The 19,951-nt window shown below is 68.7% G+C and carries 23 protein-coding genes; 3 read left to right on the forward strand and 20 right to left on the reverse strand.

Features of this window, described 5'->3' with window-relative positions:
• Positions 1-155 precede the first annotated feature (155 nt).
• From VK92_RS04220 to VK92_RS04285, 14 genes are all read right to left on the reverse strand, one after another.
• On the reverse strand, positions 156-833 hold the full coding sequence (locus VK92_RS04220) for a response regulator (RefSeq protein ID WP_047851516.1): 678 nt from the start codon (positions 831-833) through the stop codon (positions 156-158).
• Between the two features lie 12 nt (positions 834-845).
• Positions 846-2,213 (reverse strand): sensor histidine kinase, encoded by a 1,368-nt coding sequence (locus tag VK92_RS04225; protein ID WP_048024061.1) that lies wholly within the window; start codon positions 2,211-2,213, stop codon positions 846-848.
• 88 nt (positions 2,214-2,301) lie between these two features.
• Positions 2,302-3,159 (reverse strand): ABC transporter permease, encoded by an 858-nt coding sequence (locus tag VK92_RS04230; RefSeq protein WP_122982930.1) that lies wholly within the window; start codon positions 3,157-3,159, stop codon positions 2,302-2,304.
• 29 nt (positions 3,160-3,188) lie between these two features.
• Positions 3,189-3,986: an ABC transporter ATP-binding protein gene (locus VK92_RS04235; RefSeq protein ID WP_048024009.1), complete on the reverse strand. Its 798-nt coding sequence runs from the start codon at positions 3,984-3,986 to the stop codon at positions 3,189-3,191.
• A 114-nt stretch (positions 3,987-4,100) separates the two neighbouring features.
• The gene (locus VK92_RS04240) at positions 4,101-5,105 is read right to left on the reverse strand and encodes an ABC transporter substrate-binding protein (RefSeq protein ID WP_048024056.1); all 1,005 of its coding nucleotides are present in this window, start codon (positions 5,103-5,105) and stop codon (positions 4,101-4,103) included.
• Positions 5,106-5,271: 166 nt separating this feature from the next.
• The gene (gene fliR / locus VK92_RS04245; RefSeq protein WP_048024008.1) at positions 5,272-6,054 is read right to left on the reverse strand and encodes a flagellar biosynthetic protein FliR; all 783 of its coding nucleotides are present in this window, start codon (positions 6,052-6,054) and stop codon (positions 5,272-5,274) included.
• Positions 6,055-6,079: 25 nt separating this feature from the next.
• Positions 6,080-6,352, reverse strand: a complete 273-nt coding sequence (fliQ, locus tag VK92_RS04250; protein ID WP_021162238.1) for a flagellar biosynthesis protein FliQ — start codon at positions 6,350-6,352, stop codon at positions 6,080-6,082.
• Between the two features lie 19 nt (positions 6,353-6,371).
• A complete protein-coding gene (gene fliP, locus VK92_RS04255; RefSeq protein WP_027788754.1) occupies positions 6,372-7,133 on the reverse strand; it encodes a flagellar type III secretion system pore protein FliP in 762 nt (253 codons plus the stop codon).
• 36 nt (positions 7,134-7,169) lie between these two features.
• On the reverse strand, positions 7,170-7,742 hold the full coding sequence (gene fliO / locus VK92_RS04260; protein WP_048024007.1) for a flagellar biosynthetic protein FliO: 573 nt from the start codon (positions 7,740-7,742) through the stop codon (positions 7,170-7,172).
• On the reverse strand, positions 7,739-8,230 hold the full coding sequence (gene fliN / locus VK92_RS04265; protein WP_021162235.1) for a flagellar motor switch protein FliN: 492 nt from the start codon (positions 8,228-8,230) through the stop codon (positions 7,739-7,741). The genes fliO and fliN overlap by 4 nt, the downstream gene beginning before the upstream one ends.
• Positions 8,223-9,221: a flagellar motor switch protein FliM gene (fliM, locus tag VK92_RS04270; RefSeq protein ID WP_021162234.1), complete on the reverse strand. Its 999-nt coding sequence runs from the start codon at positions 9,219-9,221 to the stop codon at positions 8,223-8,225. Before fliM ends, fliN begins: the two co-directional genes overlap by 8 nt.
• 22 nt (positions 9,222-9,243) lie before the next feature.
• Positions 9,244-9,780, reverse strand: a complete 537-nt coding sequence (gene fliL, locus VK92_RS04275) for a flagellar basal body-associated protein FliL (protein ID WP_048024006.1) — start codon at positions 9,778-9,780, stop codon at positions 9,244-9,246.
• Positions 9,781-9,970: 190 nt separating this feature from the next.
• Positions 9,971-10,693, reverse strand: coding sequence for an LrgB family protein (locus VK92_RS04280; protein WP_048024005.1), 723 nt, complete (start codon positions 10,691-10,693; stop codon positions 9,971-9,973).
• 13 nt (positions 10,694-10,706) lie between these two features.
• Entirely contained in the window at positions 10,707-11,183 is a 477-nt protein-coding gene (locus VK92_RS04285) for a CidA/LrgA family protein (protein WP_048024003.1), read from the reverse strand.
• 140 nt (positions 11,184-11,323) lie between these two features.
• Here VK92_RS04285 and VK92_RS04290 point away from each other — a divergent pair, with 140 nt between their 5' ends.
• Positions 11,324-12,250: a LysR family transcriptional regulator gene (locus tag VK92_RS04290; protein ID WP_021162230.1), complete on the forward strand. Its 927-nt coding sequence runs from the start codon at positions 11,324-11,326 to the stop codon at positions 12,248-12,250.
• Positions 12,251-12,273: 23 nt separating this feature from the next.
• On the opposite strand, the gene VK92_RS04295 is transcribed toward VK92_RS04290, so the two are convergent.
• The 3 genes from VK92_RS04295 to VK92_RS04305 form a co-directional block, all read right to left on the reverse strand.
• Positions 12,274-12,660: a type II toxin-antitoxin system VapC family toxin gene (locus tag VK92_RS04295; RefSeq protein ID WP_048024001.1), complete on the reverse strand. Its 387-nt coding sequence runs from the start codon at positions 12,658-12,660 to the stop codon at positions 12,274-12,276.
• Positions 12,661-12,687: 27 nt separating this feature from the next.
• On the reverse strand, positions 12,688-14,250 hold the full coding sequence (locus VK92_RS04300; RefSeq protein WP_048023999.1) for a DHA2 family efflux MFS transporter permease subunit: 1,563 nt from the start codon (positions 14,248-14,250) through the stop codon (positions 12,688-12,690).
• Positions 14,251-14,428: 178 nt separating this feature from the next.
• Positions 14,429-14,920, reverse strand: a complete 492-nt coding sequence (locus tag VK92_RS04305; RefSeq protein WP_027788745.1) for a MarR family winged helix-turn-helix transcriptional regulator — start codon at positions 14,918-14,920, stop codon at positions 14,429-14,431.
• A gap of 174 nt (positions 14,921-15,094) precedes the next feature.
• On the opposite strand from VK92_RS04305, the gene VK92_RS04310 reads away from it, so the two are divergent.
• Positions 15,095-15,379, forward strand: a complete 285-nt coding sequence (locus VK92_RS04310; RefSeq protein ID WP_048023998.1) for a hypothetical protein — start codon at positions 15,095-15,097, stop codon at positions 15,377-15,379.
• A 285-nt stretch (positions 15,380-15,664) separates the two neighbouring features.
• Positions 15,665-17,236, forward strand: coding sequence for an efflux transporter outer membrane subunit (locus tag VK92_RS04315; protein WP_048023997.1), 1,572 nt, complete (start codon positions 15,665-15,667; stop codon positions 17,234-17,236).
• 22 nt (positions 17,237-17,258) lie between these two features.
• Here VK92_RS04315 and VK92_RS04320 read toward each other — a convergent pair whose 3' ends face one another.
• From VK92_RS04320 to gspL, 3 genes are read right to left on the reverse strand one after another with little or no spacing between them, the layout of a single operon-like run.
• A complete protein-coding gene (locus VK92_RS04320; protein WP_048023996.1) occupies positions 17,259-18,047 on the reverse strand; it encodes a type II secretion system protein N in 789 nt (262 codons plus the stop codon).
• 31 nt (positions 18,048-18,078) lie between these two features.
• On the reverse strand, positions 18,079-18,585 hold the full coding sequence (gene gspM, locus VK92_RS04325; RefSeq protein ID WP_048024054.1) for a type II secretion system protein GspM: 507 nt from the start codon (positions 18,583-18,585) through the stop codon (positions 18,079-18,081).
• A complete protein-coding gene (gene gspL / locus VK92_RS04330; RefSeq protein WP_048023995.1) occupies positions 18,582-19,940 on the reverse strand; it encodes a type II secretion system protein GspL in 1,359 nt (452 codons plus the stop codon). The genes gspM and gspL overlap by 4 nt, the downstream gene beginning before the upstream one ends.
• Between the last annotated feature and the right edge of the window lie 11 nt (positions 19,941-19,951).

Consider the following 19,951-nt stretch of genomic DNA (forward strand, 5'->3'; position numbering starts at 1 on the left):
CCGGACGCAAGAATCGGATCGGTGAAAACACCGAACGCGCAACAATCGCGGACCGGAGAGGCGTGCGAAGGCGGGCCTGCCGGGCATCCGGCTGGCGTCGAATACGTTTCGTGCTACGAATCGGCGTGCCGTTCCGGGCGACGGTCGAGCGCCCGTCAGTCCTGCGCGCTCTTCATGCGCAGGATGTAACCCAGCCCGCGCAGCGTGATGATCTCGGCCGTGCTGCCCGCGAGATGCTTGCGCAGCCGGTGGATGTAGATGTCGATCGCATCGGCGCTCGGCTCGTCGTCGAGCGCGAACACGCTGTCCATCAGCCGCGCCTTCGAGACCGTCTTGTTCTGCTGCAGCATCAGCGTCTCGAGGATCGCGTGCTCGCGGCGGCGCAGCGCGAGCACCGTTTCGCCGCAGCGGAATTCGCGCGTGCCGAACGCATAAACGAGATCGCCGCACACGAGCTGCGTGGTACCGACGCCGGCCTGCCGGCGGATCAGCGCGCGAATCCGTGCGACCAGCTCGCGTGATTCGAACGGCTTCACGACGTAATCGTCGGCGCCGGCGCCGAAGCAGTCGACCTTGTCGTCGACCGAGCCGTGCGCGGTCAGCATCAGCACCGGCACGTTGTCGTTGCGGCGCCGCAGCCGCGCGAGCACTTCCTTGCCGCTGATGCCGGGCAGGCGCATGTCGAGCAGCACCGCGTCGTAGCGTTCGGTTTTCAGCACCGTGTCGGCACGCTCGCCGTCGCCGACGGAATCGACCGCGAAATCCTCGCCGCGCAGCAGGTTCACGATCCAGTGCGCGAGTTCGGCGTTGTCTTCAACCAGCAGGAGTTTCATGGCCCCATCTCTTCAGTCGTATGCGGGCAGCCGCACGGTTACGACGATACCGCGATTGCCGGCCCCCGGCGCGAGCGACGCGTTGCCGCCGTGCGCCTGCGCGATCTCGCGGACGATCGCGAGCCCGAGGCCCGAGCCTTCGGTGTCGGCCGACACGCGGTAGAACCGCTTGAACACGTGCGGCCGCGCTTCGGCCGGGATGCCGGGGCCGTTGTCGACCACGTCGAGCACGATCGCGTCGCCGTCGCGGCGTGCGGCCACCGTCACGCAGCCGCCGGGCTGCGTGTAGCGCACCGCGTTGTCGACGAGATTCATCACCAGCGCGGTCAGCAGGCTGTCGCTGCCCGCGACGTCGAGCCGCTCGCCGAGATCGGCGCCGAGATCGATATTGCGCTGCTGCGCGAGCACGATCGTTTCCTCGAGCACGCTCGACACCACGGCCGCGAGATCGACGCGATGGGTCAGCAGCGTCGACGGCGTGGCCTCCGCATGCGCGAGCAGCAGCAGCTTGTCGGTCACGGCGGCCATCTTGCGGCTGCTGCGCTGCATGCTGTCGAGCACCGCGGCCAGTTCCGGATCGTCGTGCCCGCGCCGCTGCGCGTACTGGATCTGTGTGTCGAGCACCGCGATCGGCGTGCGCAGCTGGTGCGCGGCATCCGCGATGAAGCGGCGCTGCGTGGCCGTGTGCATGTTCAGCCGCGCGATGCACTGGTTGATCGCATCGACGATCGGCCGCAGCTCGTTCTGCAGCCGCTCGGGGCGGATCGGCTCCAGCTCCATCGGCCCGCGGTCGGCCACGTCGTCCTTCAGCTTCATCAGCGGGCGCATCTCGAAGGTGAGGCCGAGGTACACGAGCCCCATCGCGAGCATCAGCATCAGCGACAGGCGCACGAGCTGCGGCCGCCAGATCGTGGCGACCATCGTGCGGTGCGAGCGCGTCGTCTTCGCGACGACCACCGTGACCGTTTCGACCTGACCCTCGTCGTAAAGCTGGCGATCGTAGGCCACCGCGCGCAGCGGCACGCCGTCGAGCGACGTGTCGTACAGCGTCGGCTCGACGCCGTGCCGCGCCGGCACGTCGAGCACCGGCGTGCCCGCAAGCAGGCGCTCGTGGCCGTCGATCACCTTGTAGAACACCGAATCGCGCGACGGCGATTCGAAGATCTCCAGCGCGGCCGGCGGCACGTCGGCGACCGGCAGCCCGTTGCGCCATTCGATGTCCTCGCCGATCGTGCGCGCGGACGCGACGAGCGCGCTGTCCTGCACGAGCGCGGCCGTGGTCCGCGCGGTGTCGTACGACATCGCGCCGGCGATCAGCACGAACACCGCGAGCGGCAGCAGCAGCCACCACAGCAATCGCCCGCGCAGGCTGTGCGCCATCCTGTTGCGCTCCTTCTCCGAAATGCCGAACCGCGCCGGGAGCACCGGCGCGGTCGGGAATGTCATGTCAGGCGTCCGTCTGCGGCGTTCAGAACGCCGCGGGGCGCCACTTCAGCAGCCGCTTCTCGAGCCACGTCAGCAGGTAGTCGGCGGCCAGCGCGACCACCGCCAGCACGATCATCGCCGCGAACACGCCGCTCGCGTTGAACGCGCCCTGGGCGGTGGAGATTAGCAAACCGATGCCCTGCTTGGAACCCAGGAATTCGCCGACGACCGCACCGACCAGCGCGAAGCCGAAGCTCACGTGCAGGCTCGCGAGAATCCACGAGAGCGCGGACGGAATCACGACCGACGTGGTGATCTGCCGGCGCGATGCGCCGAGGATCTGCGCATTCGCGATCAGGTAGCGGTCGGCTTCGCGCACACCCTGGAACGCGTTGCCGAACACGACGAAGAACACCATCACCACGGCCAGCGCGATCTTCGACGCCATCCCGAGGCCGAGCGCGATCACGAAGATCGAGCCGAGCACGACGCGCGGAATCGAGTTCGCGATCTGGATGTACAGGCCGAACACGTCGGCCATCAGCTTGTTGCGGCCGAGCACGATCCCGCAGATCACGCCGGCCACCGAGCCGATCAGGAAGCCGATCGTGGTTTCCTCGAGCGTCACCCACACCTGCGTGAGCAGCGGCCCCTGCGACGTGCCGTTGATCATCCAGTCCTGGATCTGCGCGAAGATCAGCGTCGGCTGCGAGAAGAAGAACGAATCGATCCACTTGAGCCGCGCGGCGAGTTCCCAGCCGCCCAGCACGATGACGAGCACGGCGATCCGCAGGCCGATGATCAGTTGCCGGCGGCGGCGCAGCCGGGTTTGCGCAGCGCGCGACTCGTCGTCGAGCGACTTCGCCGGAATGGCGGTGGGGGGAAGCGTCATGTCGGTCATGCTCCTGTCCTATCCTGTCCTTGCTGCTGTCAGCCGATCTGCACTTCTTCGCGCAGGTCGTGCCAGATGTCCTTGGAAATTTCGATGAAGCGCGCGTCGTAGCGGATTTCCGACGTGACGCGCGGGCGCGGCAGGTCGATCTCGTACACGCGCTTGAGCGTCGCGGGGCGAGCGGTCAGCACGAACACGCGGTCGGCGAGTGCGATCGCCTCCTCGAGATCGTGCGTGACGAACACGACCGAACCCTTGTTCGCGGACCAGAGCTGCAGCAGCTCGTCCTGCATCAGCGTGCGCGTCTGCATGTCGAGCGCGGAGAACGGCTCGTCCATCAGCAGGATTTCCGGCTGGTTGATGAAGGTCTGCGCCAGCGCGACGCGCTTCCTCATCCCGCCGGAGAGCTGGTGCGGGTAGTGCTTCGTGAACTTGTCGAGGCCGACCTTGCGGATCCATTCCTCGGCCTGCGCATACGCGACGTCCTTCGAGCGGCCGCGGAACAGCGGGCCCGCCGCGACGTTGTCGATCACGTTGCGCCACGGGAACACGGCGTCGGCCTGGAACACGAAGCCGATGCGCGGATCGATCCCGTCGACCGGGCGGCCCATCACGCGCACTTCGCCCGACGCGGGCTTGAGCAGCCCGGTGATCAGGTTCAGCGTCGTCGACTTGCCGCAGCCGGTCGGCCCGACGATCGCGATGAACTCGCCGCGCGCGACGCTCATGCTGAAGTCGCGCAGCGCGACGGTGGCCTTGCCTTCCGGCGAAATGAAGCGGCACGACACGTTGCGAAACTCGATCGCCGGTGTGCTCGGGGAGACTGCCTGGTTCATCGCATTCGTCCTGCGGGTGAGGAGAGCGTCGCATCGTGACGCGACGCCGGGCCGGTCAAACGGGCCGGAACGGGGAACGCACGGCGGCGGGATCGCCGCCGCCGGCGCCGCTGCTTATTTCGCGTTCACGAAATCGTTCGTGTAGGTACGCGTCAGGTCGATGTGCTTGCCCTTCACCGACGGGTTGAACGCCGACAGCACCTTCAGCACGGTCGCCGGGCCGTCGGCCGGCATCTTCGCGTCGGCGGTGAACATCGGCAGCGACGCCTTCAGCGCGCTCACGTACAGCGCCTTGTCCTTCTGGTAGTCGGCCGGCATCTTCGCGGCGATTTCGTCGGCGCTGTGCGTGTGGATGAACTGCATCGTCTTCGCGAACGCGTGCGCGAGCTTGGTCGCTTCAGCCTTGTGCGAATCGGCCCAGGCCGACTGCACGTACAGGCTCGCGGCCGGGTAGGTGCCGCCGAGCGCCGCGCGCGTGCCTTCCAGCGTGCGCAGGTCGACCAGCACCTTCGCGTCGCCCATCTTCTCGAGCGCGGACACCGTCGGTTCGGTCGTCATCCCGGCGTCGATGCGCCCCTGCTTGATCGCGGCGATGAAGCTCGCGTCGGCGCCGACCGGCAGCATCGTGTACTGCGTCGACGGCACGCCGTGCGCGAGCGCGAGGTATTGGGTGAGGAAGCTGGTCGACGAGCCGAGGCCCGTCACGCCGAGCGTCTTGCCTTTCGCGTCGGCCATCGACTTGAACGTCGGCGCGGCCTTGGTCGACACCATCTCGACTTCGCCCGGCACCTGGCCGAACACGGCGATCGCCTTCACGTCCTTGCCCTTGCTCTGCAGGTCGATCGTGTGGTCGTAGAAGCCGACGACGCCCTGCACGGCGCCCGCGAGCAGCTCGTTCTCGGCGTCGACGCCGGCCGGCTGCGACAGCAGCTCGACATCGAGCCCTTCGGCCTTGAAGTAGCCGAGCTCCTGCGTGAGCCGCGCGGGCAGGTAGATCAGCTTCGCGATCCCGCCGACCATGATCGTGATCTTGCCGCCGTCGTCGGCGAAGGCGGGGTGAGCGGCGAGCGCGCAGCTCAGGCTGGCTGCCACGGCGAGGGTGCGCAGGATGGGTCGCATCGGGTCGTCTCCGTTCGTTGTATTCGTCTGGCGCGATGCTTGCTGCATCGTCACGACGAGTATAGGGAGGCGAAACCTTCTGCAACCTTTCGCGAGACAGTGGAACCTTTAGGGGTTTTCCAGCAACGGAGGGCCGGAACAGGCCGGGAACGGGGGAGGGCGGCGCTCACCGCCAGCCGATCAGCACCCGCCCCATCGCGTCGACCCCCATGTCGAACAGGTGCGACACGAACGGCACGAGGTTCGGCACCATCAGCTGCACGAGCAACAGCCCGACGAGCATCGTGACGGGAAAGCCGATCTGGAACACGCCGATCTGCGGCGCCGCGCGGTTCAGGATGCCGAGCGCGAGGTTCGTGATCAGGAGCGCCGCGACCACCGGCAGCGAGAGCAGCAGCCCCATCCCGAACACCGTCGTGCCGAACGCGGCGAGCGTGCGCCAGCCGGGCGCGTGCAGCAGGTCGGCCGACACCGGCAGCGACTGGAACGACGCGGTGAGCGCGGCGAACACCTGCAGGTGGCCGTCCACCGCGAGGAACGCGAGCATCGCGACCGCATTCAGGAAGCGGCCCATCACGGGCGTCGCGCCGCTCGTGTGCGGATCGAAGAAGGTGGCGAAGCCGAGCCCCATCGACAACCCGATGAAGTCGCCGGCCGCCTCGACGGCCGCGAACACGATCTGCATCGTGAAGCCCATCGCGGCGCCGATCAGGAACTGCGTGACGAGGATCCAGATGCCCTGCGCGGAAAACACGGTGACGTCCGGCATCGCGCCGAGCGTCGGCGCGACGACCAGCGCCATGAACGCGGCCAGGCCGATCTTCACGCGCGCGGGCACCGATGCGTGGCCCACGACGGGCGCGGTCGCGACGAGCGCGAGCATCCGCACGAACGGCCACAGGAACGCCGTGAGCCAGCCGTTGAGCTGCGCGTAGGTAACCGAGAACATCGCCGCCGGATCGTGCGCGGGCGGCTCAGCCGACGCCGAGCGTCGCGACGTGCAGCAGCGTCTGCCGCAGGTAGTCGAGCATCGTCGTCATCATCCACGGGCCGGCGATCACGAGCGTCGCGGCCACCGCGAGCAGCTTCGGGATGAACGACAACGTCGCTTCGTTGATCTGCGTCGCGGCCTGGAACAGGCTCACGACGAGGCCGACCGCGAGCGCGACCAGCAGCAGCGGGGCGGAGAGCAGCAGGCCGACCATCATGGCCTGGTGCGCGAGGGTCATCACCTGTTCGGGCGTCATCGTGCGTTTCCTCCGCGGCTTACGTGAAGCTCTGCGCGAGCGAGCCGATCAGCAGCTGCCAGCCGTCGACCAGCACGAACAGCATCAGCTTGAACGGCAGCGACACAGTGGACGGCGACACCATCATCATCCCCATCGACATCAGTACGCTCGCGACGACCATGTCGATGATCAGGAACGGGATGAAGACCGTGAAGCCGATCTGGAAGCCGGTCTTCAGCTCGCTCGTGACGAACGCCGGCACCAGCAGCGACAGCGGCACGTCTTCCGGGCCCTGCATCGGCGCGGCCTTCGAGATCTTCGCGAACAGCGCGAGATCGGTCTCGCGGGTCTGCTTCAGCATGAAGGTCTTGAACGGGGCGACGCCGCGCTGCACGGCCTGCTCCATCGGCATCGAGCCGTCGGAAAACGGCTTGTAGCCGTCGTTGTAGGCCCGGTCGAGCACCGGCGACATCACGAAGAAGGTGAGGAACATCGCGAGGCCGACGAGCACCTGGTTCGGCGGCGTCGTCGCGGTGCCGAGCGCCTGGCGCAGCAGCGACAGCACGATGATGATGCGCGTGAAGCTCGTCATCATCAGCAGCATCGCCGGCAGGAACGACAGCATCGTGAGCAGCAGCATCGTCTGCACGCTCAGCGAATAGGTGGTGCCGCCGTGCGGGCCCGGGCTCGCGTTGAACGCGGGCAGGCCGTTCGCCTGCGCGCAGGCGAGCGCGGGGGCGAGGCAGAGGATCAGCACGGGCGCGAAGCGCGCCGCGCGATGCAGGAATGCGTGTTTCATCGAAATGCGGAGTCGGAAAGAGGGCGCGGTGCCATGTCAGCGGTCCTTGCCGCGACCGAGGCGCTTCGCGGCTTCGCCCGCGAGCGCGTCGCGAAACCGCGAGCCGAACGTACCGGGCAGGCCGCCTTCGGACGGTGCGGCGCCGGAAGGTGCGCCGGTCGAGGCGGTCGTCGCGCCGGCCGCCGCCGAACCGGCCGGCAGCGCATGCAGCAGCCGCACGTTGCCCGGCGCGACGCCGAGCACGAGCCAGGTGTCGCCGATCTCGACGATCGTCGCGCTTTCCTTGGCGCCCACCGCGACGCTCGACACGACCTTCAGCGGGCCGCCGCGGCGCACGTGCTGGAAGCCGAAGCGACGCGCGAGCCACGCGCACGCGAACACGAGACCGATCACGACCGCGAGCCCGACGAGGGTCTGCAGCACCGCGCCGATGCCCAGCGACGGCGCGGCCGAACCGACGGTCACGCTCGACGCGATCGCCCCGGCGTGGTTCACCGCGTTCATGTCGGCGGCACCGGCCGGTGCGCACGCGAGCGACGCCGCGATGGCCGCGACAGCCGCCACCGCGCTCGCGACGCGCGCACGGCGGCCGGGCTTCGCCACGTTCATCGATTCAGCTTCCGGATGCGTTCGGCCGGCGTGATGATGTCGGTCAGGCGGATGCCGAACTTGTCGTTGACGACCACCACCTCGCCCTGCGCGATCAGGCAGCCGTTCACGAGCACGTCCATCGGCTCGCCGGCCATGCCGTCCAGCTCGACGACCGAACCCTGCGCGAGCTGCAGCAGGTTGCGGATCGCGATCTTCGTGCGGCCGAGCTCCACGGTCATCTTGACCGGGATGTCGAGGATCATCTCGATGTCGTTGTGCGTCGAGCTGGCCGCGGCCTTCGACAGCGGCTGGAACACGCCGGCGCCCGTCGCGCCCGGCTGCACCGGCTGCTGGTTCTGCTCGGCGAGCGCGGCGGCCCAGTCGTCCATGCCCGGATCTTCCTCCGCTGCGGCCGGTGCCGCCTGCGCGGCGGCGGCCGAGGCCGCGAGGGCCGCGTCGGCCATTGCTTGCGCGTCGTCCTCGGGCGTCTGGTTCAGCTCACTCATATCCACCTTCCTTCATCGCGTCGCCCGCGCTGATCATCTTCTGCACGCGCAACGCATATTGACCATTGAAAATTCCGTAGCCGCATTCCATCACCGGCACGCCGTCGACCTTCGCGGTGATCGTGTCCTCGATCTCCAGCGGCAGCACGTCGCCCGCGCGCAGGTTCAGGATCTTCTCGAAGGTCGACGAGATCTCGGCGAGATTCGCGGTCAGCTCGACCTCGGCGGCCTGCACCTGCTGCGACAGCACGCGCACCCAGCGGCGGTCGACTTCGAGCGCCTCGCCCTGAATCGGCGACGCGAGCACGTCGCGGATCGGCTCGACCATCGAGTACGGCATGCAGATGTGCAGCGTGCCGCCCGTCGGCCCGAACTCGATCGAGAACTGCGTGACGATCACGATCTCGTTCGGCGTCGCGACGTTCGCGAACTGCGTGTGCATCTCCGAGCGCACGAATTCGAACTGCAGCGGCCGCACGCTCTTCCACGCGGTCGTGTAGTGCTCGAACACGAGGTTCAGCAGCTTGCCGATGATCCGCTGCTCGGTGGCCGTGAAATCGCGGCCCTCGACGCGCGTGTGGAAGCGCCCGTCGCCGCCGAACAGGTTGTCGACGACGAAGAACACGAGGTTCGGGTCGAACACGAACAGCGACGTGCCGCGCAGCGGCTTCACGTGCACGAGGTTCAGGTTCGTCGGGATCGGCAGGTTGCGGGTGAACTCGCTGTACTTCTGCACCTTCACCTGGCTGACGGAGATTTCCGCCGTGCGCCGCATGAAGTTGAAGATGCCGATCCGCAACAGGCGCGCGAAGCGGTCGTTGATGATCTCGAGGCCGGGCATCCGGCCGCGGACGATCCGCTCCTGCGTCGCGATGTTGTAGGGGCGGACGCCCGACGTGTCGCGCTGCTCGTCGACCGAATCGGTTTCGCCCGTGACGCCCTTGAGGAGGGCATCGACCTCCTCCTGGGACATGAACTCCTGGTGGCCCATACGCGCTCCTTTCGCGGCCGCGTTACTGGACGACGAATTCGGTGAACAGCACGTCGTCGACCTTCGCGCGCTGGTTGCCCGGCTGCGTCGGCTGTTCGATCAGTTCCCGCAGTTCCTTCGCGAGCGAACGTTTGCCGTCCGGCGTCGCCAGATCCTCGGGATGCTTGTTCGACAGCGCGAGCAGGATCCGGCTGCGGATCTCCGGCATCCGCGCGGTCAGTTGCTCCTGCGCCTTCGGGTCGGTGAGCTTCAGCGACAGGCCGACACGCAGGTAGTGCTGCGCGCCGTCGTCGGACTGCAGGTTCACGGTCAACGGGTCGAGCGGGAAGAACACCGGCGCGGCCAGCGGCGCCGGCTCGGCGGGCGCGCTCGCATGGCCGACGCCTGCCTTGCTCAGGAACACGTACATGCCGCCGGCTGCGGCGGCCGCCGCGCCCAGCGCGATGACGGCGATGAGCGCGATGCGCTTGAACTTGCCGGACGAAGCCGGCTTGTCGGCGGTCGGGTTTGCGGTCGTGGAGGCCATGTGGATGCGTGCGTGATGTCTCGTAGCATGCATTGTTCGGCATCCGGGCCGAGCCTGATGGGCGGAAAAGAGGGGGGATTTGCGGCTATCTCAGCCGATTGTCGGCCGGCGCGGCTCGATGCAGGGCAGGAACGGCGGGGGAAACCGGCCGGGCCGGCGCTCCGTCAGGCGGGAAAGGCGAGGAACGGTGGGAGGGCGAGCCGTGGCGCCCGCCCGAACGACGTCAGATCGGCAACAGTGACAGCAGCGGCGCGATCAGCACCATTGCGACGCCCGCGATCATCATCGTGAGGCTCGACACGACGCCTTCCTCGCTGCCGATCTCGCGCGCCTTCGCGGTGCCCACGCCGTGGGCGGCCGCGCCGAACAGCGCACCGCGCGCGAGCCGCGTGCGCATCGGCACCAGCGCGAGCACGATCTCGCCGAGCAGCATCCCGCAGATGCCGGTCGCGATCACGAAGAGGGCGGTGAGGTCCTTCGGCGCATGGATCTTGTCGGAGACGGCGAGCGCGAACGGGGTCGAGACCGAGCGCGTCATCAGCGAGCGCTGCAGCTCGGGCGACAGGTGCAGCAGCTTCGCGAGCAGCAGCGAGCCGCACACGCCCGCGCCGATCCCGACCGCGACGCCGACCGACAGCGACAGCCAGTGGCGGCGGATCAGGTCGCGATAGTCGTAGATCGGCACCGCGAACGCGATCGTCGCCGGGCCGAGCAGCCACATCAGCCAGCGCGTGTCGCGGAAGTAGACCGAATACGGGATGCCGGTCAGCAGCACGAGCAGCACCAGCACGCCCGGCACGAACACGAGCGGCGAGAACAGCAGTGTCTTCCTGTACGCGTAGAGCCGCTTCGACGCGAAATACAGCGCGACCGTCAGCACGAAGCAGCCGACCGAGATCGCGGTATTCACCTGGTCGGCGGAGAGGCTCGACAGCAGCGGCAACATGGCAGGCTCCGGCTCAGTGGGCGGACACGGTGGCGAGGCGCGCGCGGCGGCGTTCGGCGAACGCGCGCTGCGCGGCGAGCCGGCGCTCGAGCTTTGCGGCGAGGTCGACCGCGACGGCCACCGCGACCATCACGAACGCGGTGCCGGCGAGCATCACCAGCGCGATGCGCCAGCCGTCCTCGCGGAACAACCCGCCGTATTGCACGGCCGCGACGGCGGCCGGCACGAAGAACAGCAGCATGTCGGACAACAGCCAGTTCGCGCCGTCCTTCACCCACGCAGGTGCGACGCGGCCCGAGAACAGCAGCACGAGGAGTACCGCGAGGCCGATCACGCCGGACGGAATCGGCAGCCCGATCCTGCGCACGGCCCAGTCGACCGCCATCCACAGCACGCCGAGCGCGGCGGCCTGCAGCACGATCCGGCCCGTGTGCGCAATGCTGCCCGAAGCGGCGGGGCGGGCGGCGGCAGTAGCGGTCGGCTTGGTCATGGCAGGCTCCATACAGATATTGCGTTGATGGGAGGAGTATAGGGTTTCCCCTAACCATAAATAAAATGACTTGTCTCTATCCTTATCATTCCAATTCGGAATTCTGATTGTGTTCGTTGCACCAATCTGGGGAGTGATCGATGGAATTGCGCGCACTGCGGTACTTCGTCGAGGTGGTTCGCCAGCAGAGCTTCACGGCGGCCGCCGACAGGCTGTTCGTGACCCAGCCGACCATCAGCAAGATGGTGAAGGCGCTGGAGGACGAGATCGGTTCGCCGCTGCTGCTGCGGGACGGTCGGCAGATGGTGCTGACCGACGCGGGGCGGATCGTGTTCCAGCGCGGCCAGGACGTGCTCGCCGCACAGGCGCAGCTGCAGTCGGAGCTGAACGATCTCGGCACGCTCGGGCGCGGCGAGCTGACGATCGGCATCCCGCCGCTCGGCGGCTCGCTGTTCACGCCGATCATCGCCGCGTACAAGCAGCGCTACCCGAACATCGAGCTGAAGCTGTTCGAGCAGGGCGCGCGGATGATCGAGGCCGCGCTGACGTCGGGTGAACTGGAACTCGGCGGGCTGCTGGAGCCGGTGGATCCCGGCATCTTCGAGCGGCTGCCGATGGTGCGTGCGCCGTTGTGGCTCGTCGCGCCGCGCGAGTCGCGCTGGGAGGATCACGCGGCCGTGCCGCTCGCGGATCTCGCGCGCGAGTCGTTCGTGTTCTACGCGGAAAGCCTCGCGCTGCACGACGCGGTGCTGGACGCGTGCCGGCAGGCCGGCTTCACGCCGTCGATCGTGAGCCGCAGCGGCCACTGGGATTTCATGGCCGCGCTCGTGCATGCGGGGGTCGGCATCGCGCTGCTGCCCGAGCCGTATTGCCGGCGGCTCGACGCGGGCCAGTTCACGTGCCGGCCGATCGTCGAGCCGGAAATCACGTGGGCGATCGCGCTCGGCTGGCTGAAGAAGGGGTATCTGTCGCACGCGGCGCGCGCGTGGCTCGACGTCGCGCGGGCGACGCTGCCCATCGCACCCGGCGACGATCTGGCGTTCGGCGGGTTGCGGGCGAGGGCGTGACGGCCGGGCGATGCCCGGCGCACTCAGACGTGCCTGATCGGGCCCGGATAGCGGGCGACGGTAGGGTCGTGCGCAAGCAGCGTAATGCCTTTCGAGATCGCCTGCGCGACCAGGAGACGGTCAAACGGATCTCGATGGATCGACGGCAGTTGTTCGACTGCAAGTGCGTGTGCGCTCGTGATCGGCAATTCCACGTAGCCGACATCGAGGAGATTGCGACGGAGCACGTTTGGGTCCACCTGGAAATCGTCGCGATCCAGACCACGCGTGATGACGATCTCCCAGAGGCTCGCGACGCTGAAAAGCGGTGTACAGGCGGGATCCTCGATGAGCGCACCGGCACGGGCGGGCAGTTCGGCCGCACCGGCTGCCGCCCAAAGAAGCAGGCGTGTATCGAGCAGCAACTTCATGCGTCACCCTCGAACAGCTTGCCGATTTCAATGCCCCATCGCCGGCCCCGCCCCCTTCCTCGGCTTCGTGATCCACACGAGCGCCGCGAGCGCGCCGAACATGAAGGCCGACAACAGGAAGAAGTCGTTGGTCGCCATCATGAAGCCCTGCTGCGTGACGAGCTGGTTGAGCTGCGCGTTGGCCGGCTGGCCGACGATGCCGAGCTGCGACAGCGCGCCCTGGTAGTCGGTCGTGCTCTGCGCATACACGCTCACCGATTCCGACAGCCGCGCGTGGTGGTAGATCGCGTCGTTCTCCCAGAACGTCGAGCTGGCCGCGGTGCCGATCGCGCCCGACAGCGTGCGCAGGAAGTTCGACAGCCCCGACGCGCTCGCGAGCCGCTCGTCGGAGATGCTCGACAGCGTGATCGTCGTCATCGGCACGAAGAAGCACGCGACGCCGATCCCCTGCACGAGACGCGGCAGGATCACATGGTTGAACGGCACGTCGAGCGTAAACGTCGAGTTCCAGATCGACACGCCGGCGAACACGATGAACGCGAAGCTCGCGACCATCCGCAGGTCGAGCCGGTGCATGTTGCGGCCGATCAGCGGCGACAGCACGAGCGCGAGCAGGCCGACCGGCGCGGTCGCGAGGCCGGCCTTGCCCGCCGTGTAGCCCATCACCGTCTGCAGCCACAGCGGGAAGATCACGACCGAGCCGAAGAACGCCATGAAGCCGAACGAGATGATCATCGCGCCGAGCGCGAAGTTGCGGTCCTTGAAGAGCGACAGGTCGACCACCGGTTCCTTCTCGGTCGCCTCCCACACGAGCATGAACGCGAGCGACACGACCGCGATCAGCGCGAGCGCGACGATGAACGTCGAGTTGAACCAGTCGCGGTCCTTGCCGAGGTCGAGCATCATCTGCAGGCACGACACGCCGATCACGAGCAGCGCGAGGCCGATCGCGTCGATCCGCTGCTTCGTCGTCTTCGTCTCGCGGCCGCGCAGCAGGAAATACGCGCAGGTCGCCGAGAAGATGCCGATCGGCAGGTTGATGTAGAAGATCCACGGCCACGTGTAGTTGTCGCTGATCCAGCCGCCCAGCAGCGGGCCGAAGATCGGCGCGACGATCACCGTCATCGCCCATAACCCGAGTGCGAGCCCGCGCTTCGCGGGCGGGTAGCTGCGCATCAGGATCGTCTGCGACAGCGGCACCATCGGCCCCGACACGAGGCCCTGCAGCAGCCGGAACGCGATCAGCGTCTCGAAGTTGGTCGCCAGGCCGCACAGCGCCGACGCGATCGTGAACGCGAGCACCGACAGCGTGAACAGCCGCACCTCGCCGACGCGCCGCGCGAGCCAGCCGGTAAGCGGCACCGCGATCGCGGACGCGACCGAGTACGACGAGATCACCCAGGTGCCTTCGCTCGTCGCGACGCCGAGGCTGCCCGAGATGGTCGGCACCGCGACGTTCGCGATCGACGTGTCGAGCACTTCCATGAAGGTGCCGAGCGCCAGCCCGACGGTGAGCAGCGCGAGGGCGCCGCCGGACAGCGGCGCGGGTTCGGCGGCGGGGGAGGCGGCGGATGCCGTGGTGGCGGACATCGAAATCTCCTAGACGCGGCGCGCGCGACGCGCCGGCACAACGCACGGGTGTGCGCCGCAGCGCAGCCCGGCCGGGTGGAACGGATAAAGGGAAAAGGGGAGCGCGTGCCCTGTCATCTTCTGCCCAGACAGATAAATAAGCGAACGCTTAACCTAGACATGGGGGCCTCCGCGCACATCAGCAGTCCGCTTCGTCGTCGGGTTTCGGGCAACCGGCGGTGCCGGGCCCGTTGGCGATGAAGCGTTGCAGCAGGCCGGTGAGCGTCGCAAGCTCGTCGGCCGAGAAACCGTCGAGCTGCGCGTTGAGCGCGGTCGCGATCAGCGACGGCAGCGCACGGGCAGCTTCGGCGCCGCGTTCGGTCAGCGTCAGCTCGATCATCCGGCGGTCCTGCTCGCTGCGCGAGCGGGCAATCAGCCCCTTGCGTTCGAGCCGGTCGAGCATTCGGGTCATCGAGCCGCTGTCGTACGACATCTTGCGGGACAACTCGAACGGTGTACGCGCATAACCGCGCGCCAGCAGCAGGATCACGCCGATCTGCTGCGCGGTGAGGTCGAGCGGCTCGAGCGCGCGATCCATCCGCTCGACGAGCGCCTGCTTCGCCTTCGACAGGTAATAGCCGAGGCTCGTTTCCAGCGTGATGTTCTCGGGATCGTAGAGGCCGCCGGTCATGCGATTGCGCGCGCAGCAATAGTGCGTTTCGGATTTGAACGCGCCCAGTATCTTGAAAATTGATTGCTTAGTCAATATTATTCGAGACTACCAGTTACGACGTGCATGTTGCACTGCCGGAGACTATGTTCTGACCGATTCGCCCGCGCTGCCGGGCACCCGAGGACGTTCGCGATGCTGTTCCTGAAAAATGCCGCCGGCGCGCTGCGCCGCAACCTGACCGATACCGCTCACCATGTGTTTTCCGGGCCGCACCGCGGCTGGAAGATCGCGCTGTACGTGACGATGCTGGTGGTGCCGGGCGGCTCGCTCGCGGCGCTCGGGGTGGCATGGTTCGATCATCGCCGGCAGCGCAACGCGAAAGACGGTGCGCGCCGCACGGGCCAGCCGGCCGCGACGGAGCCGTCGACATGGCGGCCCGCCGCCGAACCGCTCCCGCTGCCCGCGCGCTGCCACTGACGGCGCGCGCCTTCCGCCTGCCTTCCCGACTGTTTCGTCCGGGTTCCGTCCCGAACCCCGGCCGCGCCCCGCACGGCCGGCACCGCCCGCCCGTCTTCCGGCCCGCGAGCCGTAATGGCCGGTAAACCGGCCGCTCGCGCCGGTAACACATTCCTGTCGCCGCGCACCGTACCCTTTGGGCTGCGCAGCTATCCCGCCGTCAGTTACCATTTGTCCGCCAGCGGCACGACGACCGCATCGCGCGACGCCGCTCGCCGGACGTCGCGCCCAGACAGGAAAATCACCATGCCGTACGCCTCCCTCCCGCGCGCCCTTCGCCCGCTGAGCGCCGCCGTCGCCGTCGCGACGGCCGTGCTGCTCGCCGGCTGCGCCGTCGGGCCCGACTATCACCGGCCCGACACGTCGATCCCCGCCGCATACAAGGAAGCGCCGGCCGGCTGGAAGGTCGCGCAACCCGCCGACCGCACCGATCGCGGCCCGTGGTGGACGGTCTACAACGATCCGCAGCTCGATGCGCTGATCGGCAAGCTCAATGCATCGAACCAGACCATCGCGCAATCGGCGGCCGCTTACCGGCAGGCGCGCGCGCTCGTCACCGAGGCGCGTGCCGCGTACTTCCCGACCGTCGGGCTGACCGCGTCGGGCTCGCGCGCCCGCACGCCGCGCACGTCGGTATCGTCGGGTTCGTCGTCGGGTTTCGGCAGCGGCTCGTCCGGTTCGATCAACAACAGCTACAGCGTCGGTCTCGACGCGAGCTGGGAACCCGACCTGTGGGGCAAGGTGAGCCGTACCGTCAGCGCGCAACGCGCCGGCGAAGCGGCGGCCGCGGCCGATCTCGCGAACGCGCGGCTGTCGCAGCAGGCGCTGCTCGCGCAAACCTATTACCAGCTGCGCACGTCCGATGCGCTGCAGAAGCTGCTCGACGACACCGTGAAGTCGTACCAGCGATCGCTGACGCTCACGCAGAACCAGTACGCGCAGGGCGTCGCCGCGCGCGCGGACGTGATCCAGGCGCAGACGCAACTGCAAAGCGCGCAGGCGGCGTCGATCGACAATGGCGTCGCACGCGCGCAGTACGAGCATGCGATCGCGACGCTGATCGGCGAACCGGCGTCGACCTTCTCGCTGCCGCCGAATCCGCTCGCGGCCGAGCCGCCGATCACGCCGGTCGACGTGCCGTCCGCGATCCTCGAACGCCGGCCCGACATCGCGGCGGCCGAGCGCCGTGCGGCGGCTGCGAACGAGCAGATCGGCGTCGCGATCTCGGCGTTCTTCCCGACCCTGACGCTGTCGGCCACCGGCGGCTTCCAGAGCTCGGTGTGGTCGCAGCTGTTCACGCTGCCGGCGCGTTTCTGGACGGTCGGCCCGCAGCTCGCGGCCACGCTGTTCGACGCAGGGCTGCGCGCCGCGCAGACCGACGCCGCGCGTGCGACCTACGACCAGGACGTCGCCGCGTACCGCCTCGCGGTGCTCACCGCATTCCAGGACGTCGAGGACAACCTCGCGTCGCAACGCATCCTCGCGCAGGAAATCGACGTGCAGCGGCAGGCCGTCGACAGCGCCGAGCACGCGCTCGCGATCGTCACGAACCAGTACAAGGCCGGCACGGTCGCGTACCTGAACGTGCTGACCGCGCAGACCACCGCGTTCACCGCGCAGCAGAAGCTCGCGACGATCGCCGGCCAGCGGATGGTGTCGTCGGTCGGGCTCGTGAAGGCGCTCGGCGGCGGGTGGAACGTCGCGGAGATGGCGCGCGAGAACGGCGACATGGCGGCGCCCGCACCCGTGCCGGCGTCCGGTGCGGCCGCGCCGGCGGCCACCGCACCGTCGGTCGCCGCGCCGCTCGCGCAGAAGTAGGAAGGAAAGGGCGACGCGCGCGTCAGCGCTGCGCGTCGCCGAAGATCAGCGAAACCTCGTTGTTCCCGATCGGGTGGCCGAGCAGGTTCAGGAGCCCGGCGAGGTTCGCCTGCTGCTCGGGCGCCGAATGCGCGGTGCCGCGGAACGATCCCTGGCCGGGGCCGAAGTTGCCGTGGCCGTCGAGAAACAGCGGGCCATGCGTCGTCGACAGGTCGAGATCGGCGCCGGCCCCCTTCGCCTGCAGCACCGCGCGGTACGAACCGAGCGGCTTCACGCGCGAGATGCGCGAACTCATCGAGTCGATCGTCACCGTCAGCTGGCCGAACGCGTTGTTGCCGAGCAGGCGCCAGTCGCTCCAGCCGAGCCGCACGTCGCCTTGCAGGTCGAGCGTGTTGAACGGCGTGCCGAGCCCCGCGAGCAGCGACGCCGGCACGGCCATCGTGCCCGCCGACAACACCGCGCCGCGCCACGTCGCATCGAGCGTGACCGCATCCGGCATCGCGTCGGTCTGCCGCATGCGCATCTGCACGCGCCCGGTCAGGAGCGGCCAGAAGCCCGTGGTCCATTCGACCCGGCCCGGCAGCAGCGTCGCCGCGCTCTGGTCGGCCCCCGGCGCGAGCATCAGCGTGCCCGAACCATGCCACAGCGACCCGTCCGGATCGACGAGATTCACGTGCCCGCCGGTCGCGCGCGCGAACTGCGGCGCGATCCACGCGGCCGGCGCGAGCGCGACGAGCGTCACCGCCGTCGCCAGTCCGCCCGCCAGTACCCACGGCAATGCGGTGGCGAGCCGCCTGATCCCCGGCCTCATCGGCCGACCGCCACTTGCGTCATCCACTGCGTCATTTCTGCGTAGACGGTTGCATCACGGCCGTCAGGTCGACCTGGCCGTCGTCCTTCAGCGCAGTGGCATGCGCCTCGCCGACCTGCACCTTGAACTGCCGGCGCGCATCGTCGAGCCACTGCGTCCACGCCGGGAACGACACGTTCTTCATCTGGATCTGCACGCCGTTGCCGACGATCTGTACCTGCGCACCCTGCATCCCGTGATCGGACAGCGACGCGGTCAGCGCGTCCTTCAGCGCGAGGCCGGTCGGTGCCACGCCTTGCGCGGCGGCCGCCAGCGACTTCGCCTCGTTCGCCTGCGCGGTCATCTGCGCGAGCTCGCGGCGCATCGTCGGCAGCTCGCGCTGGATCCGCGCGCGGCCTTCCTGCGCGGGCGACCACAGCACCGAATACGCGATCGCGACCACCAGCACGGCGCCGCCCCAGCCGAGCAGCATTTTTTCGCGCGGCGAGCGCTCGCCCCAAAACTGGGCCAGCGTCTGGTTCAGTTGTTCCGTCTTCATGAGCGGCTCCGGATCGTCCATTTGCCCGTATTGCTGTCGACTTCGCCGGACAGTCCGTTACGCGCGAGGCGCTGCGTGAAATCGGGATCGACCTTGACCTCCGGCTTGAAGCCGACGTCGAGCCGCCGGTCGTGATAGTCGAGCGACGCGATGCCGTTCAGCGGCAGCGCACCCATCGATCGCGACAGCCCGCTCGACAGCGCGAGGAAATCGTTCGGCGACAGCTCGCCGGCCGCCACGCGCAGCTGATCGAGCTGGCGCTGCATCTGCGCGGGCGGATCGAGCACCGTCGTCGTCTTCGGGAATGCGGACAGCAGCGTCTCGGTGATCTGCGCCGACAGCGCATCGCGTTCGCGCGACAGCTTCCACCAGTGCAGGTTCATCCCGATCACCGCCACGCCGAGCGTCGCCGCGGCGAGTGCGAGCGGCACGCGCAGGCGCTTCACCGTCGCGCGATCGAAGCGCCACGGCTGCGATTCGAATTCGAACTGGCACAGGTCGAACTTCTCGGTCAGCGCGCGCCGCGCGAACGCGTCGAACGACAGCGGCGCGGCACCCGGCAGCAGCGGGCCGTCGGCGCGGCCGACCGACGCGAGCCGCGGCTCCGCGCCCGGCTCGCCGAGTTCGTACAGTTCGACGTCGCCGCCGCCCGCGAGCGCGGCCAGCGTGCCGGCCGCGCGCGACGCGGGCGCCGCGAAGCCTTCGCCGAGCGCACCGCGCGCGACCGCGAGTTCGAGGCGCGGTGCACCGGCCGCGGCCGGCAGCGCGCCGGCCTCGACGAGCACCGGTTCGACCGCCGTCGCGAGGCCGAGCACCGCGGCTACCGTCGCCGGGCGGGCCGGCGGCATGTCGACGGCGTCCGCGGCAACCGCCGCGACATCGACCTCGCCGTCGGCCGGCGCGGCGGGTGCGTGCGGCGCCGGCAGGCAGCGTGTCGCGGGCACCGCGCTCAGGTGCCGGTGGCCGGCCGCCGTGAACGCTTCGCAGATCGTGCGGAACCACGCGCGATCGACGACGGCCAGCACGCGGCGCCCGTCGGGCAGCGCGTCCGGATCGAGCGCGATGTGACAGCCGAGCGGATCCTGGATCAGCTGATCCTCGACGATGTTGGGCAGCGCCTGGCGCAGCTTCGGGCCCTTGAGCGGCGGCACGGTCGCGGCCAGCAGCAGCACGTCGCGCGCGGCGACGATCAGCACCGTCGCATTCGCGCGCGGCAGCAGCGCCAGCGCGGCGCGGCCGGCGCGCTGCACGTGGCCGGCCTTGTCGACGAGCGTGAACGGCAGCTCGGGCCACTGCCATTCCTGCAACGGCACGGCAGGCTCGCGCGGCGGCAAAGAAACAATCAACGTGCTCACAAGAGCTCCTC

It is taken from the genome of Burkholderia sp. LK4, from assembly GCF_001043615.1.
GTDB lineage: Bacteria > Pseudomonadota > Gammaproteobacteria > Burkholderiales > Burkholderiaceae > Burkholderia > Burkholderia cepacia.

What these genes read in the sequence shown, in the direction of transcription:
- VK92_RS04220 (WP_047851516.1), bottom strand. Translation starts at nt 833, where the DNA reads ATGAAACTCCTGCTGGTTGAAGACAACGCCGAACTCGCGCACTGGATC.
- VK92_RS04225 (WP_048024061.1), bottom strand. Translation starts at nt 2,213, where the DNA reads ATGGCGCACAGCCTGCGCGGGCGATTGCTGTGGTGGCTGCTGCTGCCG.
- VK92_RS04230 (WP_122982930.1), bottom strand. Translation starts at nt 3,159, where the DNA reads ATGACCGACATGACGCTTCCCCCCACCGCCATTCCGGCGAAGTCGCTC.
- VK92_RS04235 (WP_048024009.1), bottom strand. Translation starts at nt 3,986, where the DNA reads ATGAACCAGGCAGTCTCCCCGAGCACACCGGCGATCGAGTTTCGCAAC.
- VK92_RS04240 (WP_048024056.1), bottom strand. Translation starts at nt 5,105, where the DNA reads ATGCGACCCATCCTGCGCACCCTCGCCGTGGCAGCCAGCCTGAGCTGC.
- fliR (WP_048024008.1), bottom strand. Translation starts at nt 6,054, where the DNA reads ATGTTCTCGGTTACCTACGCGCAGCTCAACGGCTGGCTCACGGCGTTC.
- fliQ (WP_021162238.1), bottom strand. Translation starts at nt 6,352, where the DNA reads ATGACGCCCGAACAGGTGATGACCCTCGCGCACCAGGCCATGATGGTC.
- fliP (WP_027788754.1), bottom strand. Translation starts at nt 7,133, where the DNA reads ATGAAACACGCATTCCTGCATCGCGCGGCGCGCTTCGCGCCCGTGCTG.
- fliO (WP_048024007.1), bottom strand. Translation starts at nt 7,742, where the DNA reads ATGAACGTGGCGAAGCCCGGCCGCCGTGCGCGCGTCGCGAGCGCGGTG.
- fliN (WP_021162235.1), bottom strand. Translation starts at nt 8,230, where the DNA reads ATGAGTGAGCTGAACCAGACGCCCGAGGACGACGCGCAAGCAATGGCC.
- fliM (WP_021162234.1), bottom strand. Translation starts at nt 9,221, where the DNA reads ATGGGCCACCAGGAGTTCATGTCCCAGGAGGAGGTCGATGCCCTCCTC.
- fliL (WP_048024006.1), bottom strand. Translation starts at nt 9,780, where the DNA reads ATGCATGCTACGAGACATCACGCACGCATCCACATGGCCTCCACGACC.
- VK92_RS04280 (WP_048024005.1), bottom strand. Translation starts at nt 10,693, where the DNA reads ATGTTGCCGCTGCTGTCGAGCCTCTCCGCCGACCAGGTGAATACCGCG.
- VK92_RS04285 (WP_048024003.1), bottom strand. Translation starts at nt 11,183, where the DNA reads ATGACCAAGCCGACCGCTACTGCCGCCGCCCGCCCCGCCGCTTCGGGC.
- VK92_RS04290 (WP_021162230.1), top strand. Translation starts at nt 11,324, where the DNA reads ATGGAATTGCGCGCACTGCGGTACTTCGTCGAGGTGGTTCGCCAGCAG.
- VK92_RS04295 (WP_048024001.1), bottom strand. Translation starts at nt 12,660, where the DNA reads ATGAAGTTGCTGCTCGATACACGCCTGCTTCTTTGGGCGGCAGCCGGT.
- VK92_RS04300 (WP_048023999.1), bottom strand. Translation starts at nt 14,250, where the DNA reads ATGTCCGCCACCACGGCATCCGCCGCCTCCCCCGCCGCCGAACCCGCG.
- VK92_RS04305 (WP_027788745.1), bottom strand. Translation starts at nt 14,920, where the DNA reads ATGACCGGCGGCCTCTACGATCCCGAGAACATCACGCTGGAAACGAGC.
- VK92_RS04310 (WP_048023998.1), top strand. Translation starts at nt 15,095, where the DNA reads ATGCTGTTCCTGAAAAATGCCGCCGGCGCGCTGCGCCGCAACCTGACC.
- VK92_RS04315 (WP_048023997.1), top strand. Translation starts at nt 15,665, where the DNA reads ATGCCGTACGCCTCCCTCCCGCGCGCCCTTCGCCCGCTGAGCGCCGCC.
- VK92_RS04320 (WP_048023996.1), bottom strand. Translation starts at nt 18,047, where the DNA reads ATGAGGCCGGGGATCAGGCGGCTCGCCACCGCATTGCCGTGGGTACTG.
- gspM (WP_048024054.1), bottom strand. Translation starts at nt 18,585, where the DNA reads ATGAAGACGGAACAACTGAACCAGACGCTGGCCCAGTTTTGGGGCGAG.